The organism is Alterotamlana spongicola, from assembly GCF_035818475.1.
Lineage (GTDB): Bacteria > Bacteroidota > Bacteroidia > Flavobacteriales > Flavobacteriaceae > Cognatitamlana.
Map to the genome: position 1 here is coordinate 2,473,051 of NZ_JAYMGV010000001.1, position 15,466 is coordinate 2,488,516.

The window sequence follows — 15,466 nt, forward strand, 5'->3', positions numbered from 1 at the left end:
CTAATTTAGTTTAGTTAATTAGTTAGTTAGTGTAGTTAATGATTATCCATTCATGGATATTAAAAATTCTTCATTATTTCTGGTTTGTTTAAAGCGATCGTTTGTAAACTCCATGGCTTCCACTGGATTCATATCTGCAAGATATTTACGCAGTACCCACATACGTTGAATGGTCCCGTCATCAAGTAAAAGGTCATCTCTACGTGTACTTGAAGAGGTAAGGTCAATAGCAGGGAAAATTCTACGATTAGAGATTTTTCTATCCAATTGAAGCTCCATGTTACCAGTACCTTTAAATTCTTCAAAAATTACTTCATCCATTTTTGATCCGGTTTCAGTAAGTGCTGTAGCAATTATAGTAAGGGAACCTCCATTTTCAATATTACGGGCTGCACCAAAAAAACGTTTTGGTTTGTGTAGTGCATTGGCATCAACACCACCACTTAATATTTTACCAGAAGCAGGTTGTACAGTATTATAGGCTCTGGCTAAACGTGTAATTGAATCTAAAAGAATAACTACGTCATGACCACATTCTACAAGCCTTTTTGCTTTTTCAAGAACAATATTTGCAATTTTTACGTGTTCATGAGCTTCTTTATCAAAAGTAGATGCAATAACTTCTCCGCGTACATTTCGTTGCATATCAGTTACCTCTTCAGGACGCTCATCAATTAATAAGATCATTTGATATACCTCAGGGTGATTTGCAGCAATGGCATTAGCAACATCCTTAAGTAACATGGTCTTACCTGTTTTAGGTTGAGATACAATCATACCACGCTGTCCTTTTCCTATAGGAGAAAACAAATCCATGATTCTTGTGGAAATAGTACTTTGCCTTTCCGCTATATTGAATTTTTCTTGAGGGAATAAAGGGGTTAAATGCTCAAAAGAAACACGGTCTCTTACCACATTTGGGTTTTGGCCATTAATTTTACTTACTTTGATTAATGGGAAATACTTTTCACCTTCTTTTGGTGGGCGTACATGCCCTAAAACAGTATCTCCGGTTTTTAAACCAAATAATCTGATTTGAGATTGTGATACATAAATATCATCTGGTGAGGATAGATAATTATAATCTGATGATCTTAAAAAACCATAACCATCTTGCATGATATCCAAGACACCTTCACTTTCAATGATGGCATCAAATTCAAAATCAGGCTCACGATAACGGTTTCTGTTGTCTTTATTGCCTTTGTCAACATTACCATTTTTTTGGTTTCTATGCTGGTTTTTATTTTGATTTCTTTGATTTGATCGTTGCTGATTATCGTTTTGGTTCTTTTGCCTAGGGTTGTTATCCTTTTTTGGCTCCTCCTTTTGTTGATCTTTTTGTTGATTTTTTGATGTGTCGACTTTGGGTTCAGCTTCCTTTTTAATATTAGTAGCTTTAGGTTCAGCTTCTTTTACAGATTTTTGAACACGTTGTCTTGGTTTTCTTACCGGTTTTGCTTCTTTATTTTTAGGCTCAGCTTTTTCTACGGGTTCAACAGGAGCGACTACGGCTTTTACAGCTTTTGGATCTGCAGCTTGTTGATCCAGTATTTGATAAACCAGGTCCAGCTTTTTAAGCGAACGGTATTTTGGAATGCTCAGTTTTTTTGCTATCTCCTGTAAATCAGTGAGTTTTTTTTCTTTTAATTGTGAAATTTCAAACATTGATGTTTAATTGAATATTTTGTATTGAATACTATCTTGAGTAATTCTAAAAAAATGATTTTTATTCTGAAGAATTAACCACTTGTTATAGCGGTTGTTGAGAATTATTACTGCAATTATACAACTTTATTTTATTTTTTTGCATTTATTCTGTTATTTTTGCATTCTAGTTTTTTAAAAATTATATGTTACAACGTATTCAAACCATATACTTATTATGTGCTGCAGGAGTTTCAGCAGGGCTAATTTATGTTTTTGAATTATGGATTACTGAAGACCAGGTAAAAGTATTTGCAGCTGATATTAATTATGTGTTTGCAGCTTTTTTAACATCGGCATTTTTTGCTTTGGTAACAATATTTCGCTATAAAAATAGGAAGTCTCAATTTATGTTGGGGCGTCTTAACATCATATTAAACTTTTTTTTACTAGGATTTTTCGTGTATCAATCTCTAAATTTATCTGGAGAAACGGCGGTTTCTGAGAAAGGTATTGGGATGCTTCTCCCTATTGTTTCTATCGTGTTTTTGGCTTTAGCCAATAAGGCCATCAAGAAGGATGAAGATCTTGTAAAATCTGTAGATAGATTACGTTAAACCTAACATCTTAGTAGTATTAGTGCGTTAAAACCCAAAGTGAAAACTTTGGGTTTTTTGATACTTTATCTCACGCCCTTCCTTTTGAGAAGGGGTTAGGAGGCACTTTTTATTTTATTTCAATAAGTTCTAAATCGAATGTTAAATCTTGCCCTGCCAATGGGTGGTTAGCGTCTACAATGATATGATCTTCTTTAACTTCGGCAACTCTAAATTGCACTTCATTGCCATTAGGGTCTTTTGAAGCTAATGCCATTCCTACTTCAGGGGCTATCTCTGGTGGCAATTGCTCTTTTTTTACCTCATATAATAATTCTTGTTGTATATCGCCGTAAGCTTCAGAAACTGGAATATTGATTGTTTTTTTCTCATTTAACTTCATATCAATGATCCCTTTTTCAAAACCAGGAATTAGCATACCTTGACCTAAGGTAACTTCTAAAGGTTCTCTTTCTAATGAACTATCAAAAACTTGACCGTTACTTAACCTTCCTGTGTAATGCACTTTTACCGTATCATTTTCTTTTACTTGACTCATAAATAATTATGTTTTTAAAATAGGCGCAAAATTACAATTTATCATTTGAAAACAACTGATTTATAGTATAAATAAACTATAATGAAAAATATGGCATGCAATTTTTATTGCTGAGGCTCGCCAATTGATTTTGTAGCCAAAAATTTAAATTTTGAACTATAATTTAGGATGCCTTACAGGAAACTCAATGACTTCTAAACCATCTATTTTTTTACCATCAATAGTAAACCTAAGCATGGTTCTGGTTTTATGAAACCCATGTTTTCCAACGGCTCCGGGATTCATATGGATCAAATTCAGCTTTTTGTCAGGCATAACCTTTAAAATATGGGAATGCCCGCAAATAAATAACCGTGGCGGATGTCTTGTAATACCGTCTTTTACTCTACTGTTATATTTTGGAGGGTATCCACCAATATGGGTTATCCATACATCAACTTCTTCACACATAAACCGGTTATGTTCCGGAAATTCTGTACGTACTTTGGTGTCATCAATATTACCATAAACACCTCTTAGCGGTTTTAAGGCTTTTATGGCATCCGTAACACTTAAATCTCCAATATCGCCGGCATGCCATACTTCGTCAGCTTGCCTTACATATTTGAGTATGTCCTGATCTATATAGCCATGAGTATCTGATAAGAGTAATATGTTTGTCATTTTTGGAGCTTTAAGTTTGTCGGGTAAAGTTATAGAAATGTTTTAATCATTAACAGGTAATGGTTATGGATTTTCTTTTAACCGGCTTATTTAAAAATACAGAACAGTGCTTATATGGGATAGAAAACATACTATGTCGAATTTGTTTCAGTATTAAACAAAGCATATTTTTTAGGGATAATGGGTTTAGTATAAGCCTTGTAAAACACTTCAGAATATTTTTTTTAATGAAAGGCATGTAAAGTAATAATTTATCATATGGTAAGTTTTTTCTTTCTTTTTTGTTTTAATCTTGTATTGGTAGTCAAAGATTTAGTCCTGATTATCAACAAATCAAGAAAACTATTATGGAACAAAAATTAAGCTATAAATTCATCTGCACATGTTTGTTTTTAAGCATGACAATTAGTGCTCAGAAAAAAGTAATAGACTGTGGGGTACATATCCGTGAAGCCATCACATACCTTGAAGGTACTCCGGAGGTAGTTAGAGACTCCTTAAAGGCAATTAACTACTTAAAACCCTGTGTAGCACAAGCCAACCCCAATGCCCAATTATTAATGGCGCGTTTATATTTACATAGTGGTAAGCCAAAGCATTATAAAAAAGGATTTCAATTAACAAAAAAAGCAGCCAAACAAAACCAGGCAGTAGCAGCCTCAGATTTAGGTGATTTGTTTAAATATGGTATAGGGTGCAAACTAAACTATAACAAAGCCAAAAGATGGTATAGAAAAGCCCACAGGCTAGGAGATACTAAAGGAACTTATAGCCTGGGCTATATGCACTATAAAGGCCTGGGAGCAGTAAAACAAAACTATAAAAGAGCAGTAAAGCACTTTAAAAACAGTACCCATCCTATGGCAAAGCATTGGCTGGGTGTTTGTTATTACTTTGGTTATGGTGCCAAAACAGATAAGCAAAAAGCACTTGAGTTATTAAAAGATAACCCCATAGAAAATAGTGATGTGATGTTAGACTGTATGACATTCCATTTAAAAGCAACTCAAGATACAAAAACAAAATCCCATTTAGACAAACATAAAATCCTGGATGCTGGTATAGCACCAAATCAGGAATTTTCAGCAACACAATTACAGGGAAGCTGGGAAGGTTCTTTAATGAAGCTGGATTGGTCCGGTAAGCAAGTGGAACAAACCTTTCCATTAACACTAAGATTGACTTATAATACAGATGCGGAAACCACCGATTATACATTGATTCTTAATGAAAACAAATACAGCGGAACAGCGATCAATAACAACAATACACTATTCTTTGAAAATTTAAAAATAAACCTAAAACGGCTATACTTTAATGCTAAAGAAGAACAATATATAGATTATAATTTACGCTCAGGTCATTTTGCTTTTAAAACCTATAACGATAAACCTTATTTAACAGCAAGTATAGAGACTTATATAGAAAGCATGAAAGAACCTGGTAATAGGTTTGCTTTAGTTTTAACAAAAAAAGTAGCAAGTAAGACAGAAAACGGAAACATGCTCTCTGAAGAAGCGGCCTTAGAGCTTGCTAAACAATCAGATAGTTTTATAAAACTCTATCCCAATCCATTTCAAACCCATTTATACATAGCCTATACATTAGAAACTCCTGGATTTGTACAAGTAAAAGTATCTGATTTGCATGCCACCGGGTATCATGTTATAGAACAGGATAAAATGCAAACCCCAGGAGATTATATCTACTATTTTGATGGAACAGCACTTAAAAAAGGCATCCATATCATTACCCTGTCAGTAAATGGAAGCACACACACCAAACGCATTATAAAAAAATAGAACCCCCAAAATGAAAAAAATATACAAACACATCCTTATAGTCTTTCTGTTTATTGGAATTGGTATCTCTGGTTTTGGACAAATAAGAAGGTTTCAGTACCAACATTTTTTAAGGCATTATAAATTAGCAGAATACCAAACTCCGGATGCAAGAAACATATATCGAGGCATTAGTCGCTCATGCAATTGTGAATCCGGTAAAGTTCCTGATTTTACATTCAAGACCCACGGTTTATCCAACGCTCTTTACTTAGACGGCTTATTGCAGCGTGCCAGAGATAAACGGTTAACCCGATGGTTCAATGACCAAAAAAACATCCTTAAAAAAGAAATAGAAAAGCAATTAGGTAGAAAATTCACAAATTTTACAGCAGCTCAAAAAGCCATTTATAAAAATAGAGAAAGGACCAATGTTTTAAATAGCATAGGTAAGGTTAGTAGAAATTATAGAAATAAAGTAGATGTTAAAAACAAGACAAGAGCCAGATGCCTTAGAAACCTTAAACTTTTAGATTTTAGAGCTAAGGAGATAAAATCCGGAAAAATCAAAAACACCCAATATGGGCATTTAAAGTTTAAGAGTACCCCTTTAAGCCAAATAACATCCATAAGTCAGATAAATACTTTAAAAAAAGCTGAAATACATGAATTTACTAATAACCAATGGCGCTTAGATAAAGAATTAAAGGCTCAGAAAGTGCTTAATGAAATAAACTCTAATGCGTTTCACAATAACCCAAATCATGAGTTGTTAAATGAGTTATATAACAAACAACTGTCTTATTATAACAGTTATGGCTGGGATAAATGGAGGCAGTTAAACCTTATGCAGCTATATGTAAATGATGTAGATGTATCTGTTTTGATAGTTAAAAATACCCGGTTAAAATATTATGGATACAGTAATTATGTAGAAAACTATGCACTGAGAAAAAGTCCTGCAAACCTATCTGTATTCCATAAGGATTATTGGAGGCGTCTGGTACCTTATTATCATCGACAACGAGTACCAAACCCGTATTCTGCGGCACAGGCGCAAATGCAAAAATTAAGAATTGAAGCTATTGATGCTGCTTTAAACACCCTATCTACTGATACACTTTTAAGAGACGCTGCCATTGCCGGATTAGGGGGCAGAAATGAAAAATATATAAAAGAAAGGCCTAATCTAAAGGCAGAAATAGCAAACTATTTTAAGCTTAACAATTATTCAAAAACATCAAATGATTGTATTAATTATTTACTAAACCAGTATCTGGGTAACGGACATTTTTCTCTAGACAAAGATTACTATACATCCAAAGCAAATCCTGTATTTAACAGTGCAACAAATCCAGGTATTGCTATGGGAACATCCCTGAATAAGATAGCTGTACAAGACGCCTTTACCTATTTTAACAATGTACTGGCAGCCCTTTTAAACGATAATGTACACAGACCAGAGTATAAAGGGCAGATTATAAGGGAAATGTTCCAGGCCAATGGTGTAAACGTACCCGCAGGAATAGATAATGCCCAGTTAAGCAACTATTTTAATTTTGCACACACGACCGGTAACAAGATACAAATAGACCATACCAGAGGACATGGCAATAAATCTAATTTAGACCGGTATTTAAGAGACTTAAAGGAGTTTCATAATCAGGTACAGGGTTTACTTAGCAATTCACCTCCTGCGGGCTCCAGTGCTTTTGCCTATATAGATTATGAAAACCGGATAGCTGAAGTACTTCAATTCACCAATGACAGTGATGCTTTAGAGGTTGCCAAACTCTTCCAAACCGATGCCGCACAAGATGCCTTTTTAAACCTGACACATCATAATGCCATAGCACATTGTGGGCGCAATATACTTCAAACAGGCTTTTCAGAACAACTGGAGTTTAAAAAACTGGATGCAGAAGGGCTTGAAATTATAGCCAAAGAAGCCGCCCAAGTAGCAGCAATAGAAGACATAGCTGAAGAACTAAACCAAAACAGTAGCTTCTGGCCACAAAATGCACAGGAATGGGGAGCCTTTGTAGAAATTATGGCTCCATTAATAGGGGAGCTGGTCTTAGGTTTTGTACCGGGCAGTGATGCTATAGAGCTATTTAGGTCTATAAGTAATAAAGATGTGTTGGGTGCTTCAGTAGCTATGGCGGGCCTTATTGTAGATATTGCCGGACTGAGTGCAGTTAAAGGTGCTATAAAAGGTGTTAAGGTTTTTAGGAAAGCTTTAAAAATTTCCCGTAAATTAGGCCGTGTTTTAAGAGCTGCCGGTAAAGCTGCTAAAAAAGGGTTTAAAACAACCCTGGATGCCGCTGGAAATTTAGTTCTTAGAAAAGGGGATAAGGTTATCGCCCAAGGGGATGGGCCTGTTAAGGAATTCCTTGAAAAAGCAGCAAGGTGGACAGACGAAGCAGGTAATATTAAATGGCCACCTAATAATGGGTTTAAAGGAGCTATTCAAAATATCAATTTACCAGTAGGTCTTCGAATTGATAGATACGGAAAGCCTACAGGTAAATTTACTTCTCCTACTGGTACTCCGAGAGGTCAAAGAACATTAGCTCCAGGGACTACCGAAGAATTAAGCTCTTATAGAGTGATTCAACCAATTCCAGCAAAAGCAGGAGAAGTAGCGCCTTGGTTTGATGAAGTTGGAGGTGGTACTCAATATCAATTTGAAAACTCTATTCAATGGTTATTAGATAATGACTTTCTTGAAAAAATATAAGTTTATGAATCTAAATAAGTTAAAAATTATATTCTCAGAGAGAAATGTTGATAGTTCATCATATTCAATAAATCAGACCTGTTCTGAGAATACTTATTGTGCTAATAATTCAAGTGGAAAGTGGGAGGTTTTTTATTTTAAAAACAGAGAAAAAAACATGCTAAAGATTTTTGCTTCAGAATCAGAAGCAGGAACATACCTTTACGATCTTGTGTTTAAAGACCCTAGTACTAGAGTAAAAAGAAATATTAAAGATATTGATGCTCTCAAAGAAAGACTCAATGACTTAGGAGTTAGAGAAAGTGATTATGTTTTAGGGTTTTTTTGGGATGATAAATTCTCTATAATAAAAAATGAACAAAACAAGTGGGAAGTTTTTTTTAGTGAAAGAGGAAATAAAAATGACTTACAAGTATTTGATACAGAGTATGAAGCTTGTGAATACTTTTTTAATTATATCACTGGTTTTGATTTTATAATGAATGATTTAAAACCAAAAGAAGAACCTAAAAAAAAGGGTTTATTGGGTAGGTTAGGATTTAAATGTACCAATACTGAATAACAGAATGATACAAATTTTGCAAAATTTTGGAAACTTTGAAGCCTTTTTTACCCCTGCAATAATGCTAGAAGATATTTACATAGGGGATGTATTTGATAAAAATGGTAATCTAAAAACAGATGTAAAAAGAAATGATGACTATCAAATATTGACATTAATTAATAGAGAAGAGTGTTTTAATTATGAACTCTCTGATTTTTTACCATCTGAGTTAGACCCCAAAAAGCCAGGTTTATTAAAAAATATGTTTTGAATTATTCGGAAGATTTACCTCCTATATTTAGAATAAATGAATCACCTAGTAAGATTTTTGTAACAGATAAAGCAAAAGAAGCATTAGAAACTAATGGTGTTAGAGGATGTGTTTTTGAGAAAGTTGAAGTAATATCTTAGAAAAGTTGTTCTAGTATATAAATTACAGAGAGATTAATAAGGTTAGTTGTTACTAGTTAAAGTCAGGAGCTTTCTTAACTAGAAAAGGTCTCTATTCTAAACTTTAAAAGTAGATAAAATATGCAGTTACATTTTAAGCAAACAATTACATTAACAATAAATACAAACACATGAAAAATTACAACACTTTAAGACAATGGATGGGCATAATAGCCTTTACCGTATTTGGGGCAATGATGCATTAATCCCGAAATAACATTAGAAGTTACAGGACGCTGGCAAGGCATGAAAACGCTTTTAAATGATATATGGGGTATCCCTGCGGGCATTGTTCTTGTATTAATTGCACTTGTATGGGCATATTTCCTTTTAAAAAAACGTGCATAATGGCTTTACTAAATTAAAATCACCTTTAAAAGGTACATCTTAAAAACGGTCGGCTACCGCCCGTTTTTAACGAGTGGCGTCAACAATAAACTATAACTTAATATAGGAAACACTTTTACGTTTATGTAAAGGTGTTTTTTTATATAGCTTTAATTTTACGTTATTAATCATAGCATCGAGAGCATACAAAATACATCCCTTGTCTTTATCAGGAAACTTGGTAATATCGTTAAGCCTATTAAGCCTTTCAGGGTTACTTGATAAATTAGTTTGCTCTACAAGGTTTTGTACCGGGCAGTGACGCCATAGAATTATTTAGGTCTATAGGTAATAAAGATGTGTTGGGCGCCTCAATAGCCATGGCGGGCCTTATTGTAGATATTGCCGGACTGAGTGCTGTTAAAGGCGCTATAAAAGGGGTTAAAATTTTTAGGAAAGCTTTAAAAATTTCCCGTAAATTAGGCCGTGTTTTAAGAGCTGCCGGTAAAGCTGCTAAAAAAGGGTTTAAAACAACCCTGGATGCCGCTGGAAATTTAGTTCTTAAAAAAGGGGATAAGGTTATTGCACGTGGGGATGATGCTGTGAAAGCTTTCTTAAAGGCTTTTGGAACAAGGATAGATGATGCAGTTGTTGATATTACAAAAGTAGATTTACCTCCCTCTGTAGCAAATACATTTACTGATGGTGCTTATAGAACAGTAAAAACATCCGAACCAGTCAGTTTAAACAGGGCATTTGGAGGAGATGCTAAATTGAATGGTGGTTTTGCCACCACAAAAGTAGATGCTACAAGAAGTGAATTAGCATTATTGGATGAATGGAATAATACTATGCGTTTTGAAGCCAAAATAGACGTTCCATCGGGAGAGACATTGAATATAGGAAAAGTAGCACCTCAAACGAGTTCTGATGGCTTGCAAACTTTAGCTGGTGGTGGAGACGAAATTTTAATGCCTCAAAATTGGGATGCTCAAAATTGGGTGGGTGAAATCATTGATAAAACAACAGGGAATACTTATACTTATGAGCAATTCATAAATGCTTTCCCTAATTTGATTAATTAATAATATGTATGGATTTAGATAAACTAATAGATGCTTTTAAAAATAAAGAGCTTCAAACCATAGGTACTATATCTATTTATGGTAATTATTTTGGTAAACCAGGAGATACTATTTCTAAGATAAAAGATGTTTCTATGGAAGGGGAAATCTTAGTAATATCATTAAGTGACAAAACTATTTTCGTGTCATCACCAAAAAAAGTAAGTTATAATTATTATTCAATTGATATAGAAGATTGCGATAGTGTAAAAGTTGATGATAAAGAATATCCTTGTAAAGAAAATGAAAAAGCTTTTCATCTTTATAATTGGTCAGCAAAATCGAAAGGTCAGTAGTTGATATTTTTTATATGCTATAAGCAAGTTTGATTTTGGCATCACGGATATTATTGTTCATTTTCTTGAAGGTTTTGAGATTTGAAGTAGTTCTTTGTGTTTTTTGGAGTGATTAGCATTTTTTTCTTTAACTGAAAAATCTGCGGTAGTGATAAAGTGATTACTAGTGGAGATGATGCGATAAGACGAGTTTTAACAAATCTGCAGTTTTAGAGTTGCAACCTTAAAAATATTTAAATACGAATATAAAACCGAAGTTTAACAGCTTCGGTTTTTTTACGCTACATAATAGCTTTTAATTTAGATTGTTTTATGAATGCGTCAAGCATTGCAAATATGTGTTCTTTACTTTCTTTAGGTAGTTTTTGAATACCCCGTAAGCGTTGTAAAGTCTCTTTGTCAATTTGCTCGCAACCTCTATAGAAGATACCATTATCATATTGAACAGAAGCGAATTTTATGGAGCAGAGCTAAGTAAGCGGATGGCGAATGCCTGTAAAAAAATCTTTTAATATTTAATTAAGACTTGAGGTGTTTTAAGAATAACAAATCTGTCTATCTTTGTGTTTTTACAAAAGTATTAAAGCACGTTGAGGTATTTTATAGAACTTTCTTATAATGGTAAATCTTATCATGGTTGGCAAAATCAGCCCAATGCTATATCCGTTCAGGAAGTTATAGAAAAAGCACTATCAACATTACTGGGAGAGCAAACTGCTATTGTTGGAGCAGGGCGTACCGATGCCGGGGTGCATGCTACTCAAATGTTTGCCCATTTTGATACAGCAGTTCATTTGGAAAACTCTAATCTGGTATACAAACTAAACGCGTTTTTACCTGTTGATGTGGCTATACATCATATTTTTGCTGTAAAACCGGAAACACATTCCAGGTTTGATGCTCTAAGCAGGGCTTATTTATACCGGATAACATTAACCAAGAATGTGTTTAATTATGAAAAGGCTTATTATATAAAACAGGAACTGGACGTAGATAAGATGAATACTGCAGCAAAAATTCTATTTGAGTATAAAGATTTTCAATGCTTTTCCAGGACTAATACCGATGTAAAAACGTATAATTGCGACATCATGGAAGCCAAATGGATTTTTAAAGATAATGAGCTTCATTTTGTGATTAAGGCCAATAGGTTTTTACGTAATATGGTAAGGGCCATTGTGGGTACTATGATAAATATAGGGCTTGGAAAAATTGAAGTTGATGCATTGCACAGTATTATTCAATCCAAAAACAGAAGTAAAGCTGGGTTTTCTGTTCCTGCTCATGGCCTGTATTTAACTGATATTGTATACCCTGATGATATAAAATTATAGATGAGTAAAGCAAAAGAAAATATTTTTGATTTTAAATTGTTCAAACGTCTTTTTGAATATATAAAACCCTATCAACTCGTATTTTTTTCATTGATTGTTTTGGTGATTATGCTAGCTATATTTAGTGTTGCCACACCAAAGATCACAGAATATGCCATTGATGATAGTATTGCAAAGCAAGACGCTAAGGATTTTTTGTTTTATATCATGATCATGCTTGGTGTACTGGTTTTTCAAACCGTTTTTCAATTGTTTTTTATTTACTATGCCTCTTGGTTAGGACAAAACCTGGTTATGGACGTAAGGGTAAAACTTTTTGATCATTTGCTTAAATTTAAAATGAAATATTATGATAGTTCCTCTGTAGGTGTCCTGATAACAAGAGCTGTTACAGATATGGAGCGTATTGCAGACATTTTTGGGCAGGGTCTTTTTATGATTGTAAGAGATTTGTTGACCATGTCTGTAGTTTTTGGTGTTATGGTATATACCAACGTCAAACTAAGTTTGATCGTTTTTTTAATGCTCCCGGTATTGCTTTATGCCACACGAATTTTTCAGAAGTATATGAAGAAGGCATTTGAGGAGGTAAGAACAGAAGTATCTAATTTAAATTCATTTGTTCAGGAGCGCCTTACGGGAATGAAAATTTTACAGTTGTTTACACGTGAAGTTATAGAATCTGAAAATTTTAAAACTATTAATGAACGTCATAAAAAGGGATGGTTGAAAACCGTTTGGTATAACTCTATTTTCTTTCCGCTGGCAGACTTGTCATCATCTATAACTATTGGGCTTGTGGCCTGGTATGGTGGTTTAAACGTTGTGTTAGATGGTCAGGTTACACAAGGGGTATTGGTGTCATTTATTATGTTTATCCCTATGTTATTCAGGCCGCTACGTCAAATAGCAGATAAGTTTAATACGCTTCAAATGGGAATGGTAGCTGCTACCAGGGTATTTAAAGTTATAGATACCACTTCACAAATAGATGATCACGGAACTTATGAGGCTCAACATTTTGAAGGTGACTTAAAATTTGAAAATGTTTACTTCAACTATGTAGAGGATGAAGCTGTTTTGAAAGGTATTTCTTTTGAGGTTAAACCAGGAGAGACCGTTGCTATTGTTGGTGCTACAGGAGCAGGGAAATCTACCGTAATTAATTTGTTAAATCGATTTTATGAGATTAATGACGGTGCTATTTCCATTGATGGAATTAATATAAAAGCTGTGACTTTAGCTTCATTGCGTACACAAATAGCTGTAGTGTTACAGGACGTGTTTTTGTTTGCTGATACTATTTTAAATAATATCACTTTAAATCACCCGGAAGTTACAGAAACACAGGTAGAACAGGCTGCTAAAGCTATTGGTATTCATGAGTTTATTATGACCTTGCCTAACGGCTATCATTATAATGTGAAGGAACGCGGGGTGATGCTGTCTTCAGGGCAACGCCAGCTAATCTCATTTTTAAGGGCTTATGTTACCAACCCAAGTATTTTGGTATTGGATGAGGCCACATCTTCGGTAGATTCATATTCAGAGCAACTTATTCAAAATGCTACAGATAAAATAACAAAAGGAAGAACCTCAATAGTTATTGCACACCGCTTGGCAACAGTCAAGAAAGCCGATAAAATTATTGTCATGGATGCTGGTAAAATTGTTGAACAGGGCACTCATAGCGAATTACTTAAAAAGGAGAACGGGCATTACAAAAACTTATATGAGGTTCAGTTCTTACAAGAAGAAGTCGCTTAATGTTATAATTAAAAAACGTTTCACTTATATGTTCAAAAAGATTTTTAAGGGGCAATCGTTTTCTAATGACCTTTCCTCCACAAGAGTTGGAGTAATGACTTGTTAGAGCTAGGGGCTGTTTTTGTGAACTGGATCAGGTTAAATCTTTTTTTATCATGATATTAAGTTCATTGGTGTCTTCAAAAACAACAAATTCACCATCTTTAAAATAGGAAATATGCCCGGTTTCTTCACTAACCACTAAGGCCAATGCATCTGTTTTTTCAGTAACTCCAATGGCTGCTCTATGGCGTAATCCGAAGCGAAGCGGGATATTCTTTTCGTTATTTACAGGGAGAATAACACGTGTGGCTTTTACTATGTTATTACTCACAATAATGGCCCCATCATGTAAAGGGCTGTTTTTAAAGAAGATACTTTCAATAATGGGTTGAGTGACTTTAATATTCATTTCGTCACCAGATTCAGATAAAAAATCTAAGTTGTTATTGCGTTCAAAAACAATCAATGCCCCGGTTTTAGACATTGACATTTTACTGCAGGCAGAAATAACTGCATTGACATCAGTTTCATCTGCGGTTTCAGTTTTTAGAAATTTAATATGTTGTAAAAATTTACCTCTTCTTCCAAAATTAGTAGACCCAACCATGAGCAAGAATTTCCTGATCTCAGGTTGAAAAACAACAATTAAAGCAATGATTCCAACTTTCATAAACCCGCCAAAAATTCCGGTGAGGAGTTCCATGTTTAAAAAATCGGTCAGTCGCCATGCCCCGTAAATAATTATGATTCCTATAAAAATATTGATTGCTACAGTACCTTTAATTAACCGGTAAATGTAGTAGAGTAATAAGGCTACCAAAATAACATCGATAATGTCTACAACGGTAAATTTTAAAAGGTCTTTAAAGATATCCAATGGTGATGGGTTTTGGTAAATTTAAGAAAATATGGTTAATTATCGAGAAACTCTTTATTTGATATTGTGGCGTGATTTATTTCAGCATCCAGGATTAAAGATTTATAGGTTATATAATCCTGAAACGACAAGTTTTTGTTAAATCTAAAAGACAGTATGTATCCTGTGGAATCACCTTTTTTTAAATCATCAATAAGTTGATACTTATTTGATTCTGTTACAAAAGGCTCTGTATTAGGGTTTAAAATATATATAATGCCATCTAAATTAAAATTTATAGCTTTTATGTTTAAGGAATCCTTCGTATTTAAAATTTTTGAAGCTATATTTTCTTTGAAACTCTCCTGATAAGTGATATTGGTAAAATCGATAAACCCTAAATTATTTTGACTTAAATCATGGCAGGTAAAATAATTTCTGACATGTTCATTTTTATGGCTGGAGTTTCTTTTTTTCTCTTGCAAAAATTGAATATGAGGAATAACTTGTTTTAAAGTTAAACGCTTATCAACATTAATTAACCAGTTGGTTGTACTAATCAGGTTTCTTCTGTTTAGTTCTACACTATCCGGTTGAGTTTCATCATAAAACAGATAAGCAGCAGAAACATCCATTACTGCTGTAATCTCTGAATGGCTAATTTCCGGTAATTGTATAATCTTATCTTTTCCACAGGACATGCATGTTAAAATGATAACAGTAAGTAAAATAGTCTTCAT

At 33.9% G+C, this 15,466-nt stretch carries 15 protein-coding genes; 10 read left to right on the forward strand and 5 right to left on the reverse strand.

Annotated features, from left to right (window positions below):
* Positions 1-42: 42 nt before the first annotated feature.
* Positions 43-1,668: a transcription termination factor Rho gene (gene rho, locus VOI54_RS10635; RefSeq protein WP_326282770.1), complete on the reverse strand. Its 1,626-nt coding sequence runs from the start codon at positions 1,666-1,668 to the stop codon at positions 43-45.
* Positions 1,669-1,853: 185 nt separating this feature from the next.
* On the opposite strand from rho, the gene VOI54_RS10640 reads away from it, so the two are divergent.
* The gene (locus VOI54_RS10640) at positions 1,854-2,264 is read left to right on the forward strand and encodes a DUF4293 domain-containing protein (RefSeq protein WP_326282771.1); all 411 of its coding nucleotides are present in this window, start codon (positions 1,854-1,856) and stop codon (positions 2,262-2,264) included.
* Positions 2,265-2,373: 109 nt separating this feature from the next.
* On the opposite strand, the gene VOI54_RS10645 is transcribed toward VOI54_RS10640, so the two are convergent.
* Both VOI54_RS10645 and VOI54_RS10650 read right to left on the reverse strand, forming a co-directional pair.
* The gene (locus VOI54_RS10645) at positions 2,374-2,802 is read right to left on the reverse strand and encodes an FKBP-type peptidyl-prolyl cis-trans isomerase (protein ID WP_326282772.1); all 429 of its coding nucleotides are present in this window, start codon (positions 2,800-2,802) and stop codon (positions 2,374-2,376) included.
* Between the two features lie 156 nt (positions 2,803-2,958).
* On the reverse strand, positions 2,959-3,465 hold the full coding sequence (locus VOI54_RS10650) for a metallophosphoesterase family protein (RefSeq protein WP_326282773.1): 507 nt from the start codon (positions 3,463-3,465) through the stop codon (positions 2,959-2,961).
* A gap of 398 nt (positions 3,466-3,863) precedes the next feature.
* Between VOI54_RS10650 and VOI54_RS10655 the strand changes: the two genes are divergently transcribed.
* The 9 genes from VOI54_RS10655 to VOI54_RS10695 all read left to right on the forward strand — a co-directional run bounded on the left by VOI54_RS10655 (position 3,864) and on the right by VOI54_RS10695 (position 13,828).
* Entirely contained in the window at positions 3,864-5,267 is a 1,404-nt protein-coding gene (locus tag VOI54_RS10655) for a tetratricopeptide repeat protein (RefSeq protein ID WP_326282774.1), read from the forward strand.
* 10 nt (positions 5,268-5,277) lie between these two features.
* A complete protein-coding gene (locus VOI54_RS10660) occupies positions 5,278-7,986 on the forward strand; it encodes a TNT domain-containing protein (protein WP_326282775.1) in 2,709 nt (902 codons plus the stop codon).
* Positions 7,973-8,548 carry a hypothetical protein gene (locus tag VOI54_RS10665; protein WP_326282776.1) on the forward strand — a complete coding sequence of 192 codons (576 nt, stop codon included), beginning with the start codon at positions 7,973-7,975 and terminating at the stop codon, positions 8,546-8,548. The genes VOI54_RS10660 and VOI54_RS10665 overlap by 14 nt, the downstream gene beginning before the upstream one ends.
* 4 nt (positions 8,549-8,552) lie before the next feature.
* Positions 8,553-8,801, forward strand: a complete 249-nt coding sequence (locus VOI54_RS10670; RefSeq protein ID WP_326282777.1) for a hypothetical protein — start codon at positions 8,553-8,555, stop codon at positions 8,799-8,801.
* On the forward strand, positions 8,798-8,941 hold the full coding sequence (locus VOI54_RS10675; RefSeq protein ID WP_326282778.1) for a hypothetical protein: 144 nt from the start codon (positions 8,798-8,800) through the stop codon (positions 8,939-8,941). Before VOI54_RS10670 ends, VOI54_RS10675 begins: the two co-directional genes overlap by 4 nt.
* Before the next feature lie 728 nt (positions 8,942-9,669).
* Positions 9,670-10,392 (forward strand): hypothetical protein, encoded by a 723-nt coding sequence (locus VOI54_RS10680; RefSeq protein WP_326282779.1) that lies wholly within the window; start codon positions 9,670-9,672, stop codon positions 10,390-10,392.
* A gap of 8 nt (positions 10,393-10,400) precedes the next feature.
* Positions 10,401-10,727, forward strand: coding sequence for a hypothetical protein (locus VOI54_RS10685; protein WP_326282780.1), 327 nt, complete (start codon positions 10,401-10,403; stop codon positions 10,725-10,727).
* 590 nt (positions 10,728-11,317) lie between these two features.
* Entirely contained in the window at positions 11,318-12,061 is a 744-nt protein-coding gene (gene truA / locus VOI54_RS10690; protein ID WP_326282781.1) for a tRNA pseudouridine(38-40) synthase TruA, read from the forward strand.
* Positions 12,062-13,828, forward strand: coding sequence for an ABC transporter ATP-binding protein (locus VOI54_RS10695; protein WP_326282782.1), 1,767 nt, complete (start codon positions 12,062-12,064; stop codon positions 13,826-13,828).
* Between the two features lie 133 nt (positions 13,829-13,961).
* On the opposite strand, the gene VOI54_RS10700 is transcribed toward VOI54_RS10695, so the two are convergent.
* Positions 13,962-14,747: a diadenylate cyclase gene (locus tag VOI54_RS10700; protein ID WP_326282783.1), complete on the reverse strand. Its 786-nt coding sequence runs from the start codon at positions 14,745-14,747 to the stop codon at positions 13,962-13,964.
* 35 nt (positions 14,748-14,782) lie between these two features.
* On the reverse strand, positions 14,783-15,466 hold the full coding sequence (locus VOI54_RS10705) for a hypothetical protein (protein WP_326282784.1): 684 nt from the start codon (positions 15,464-15,466) through the stop codon (positions 14,783-14,785).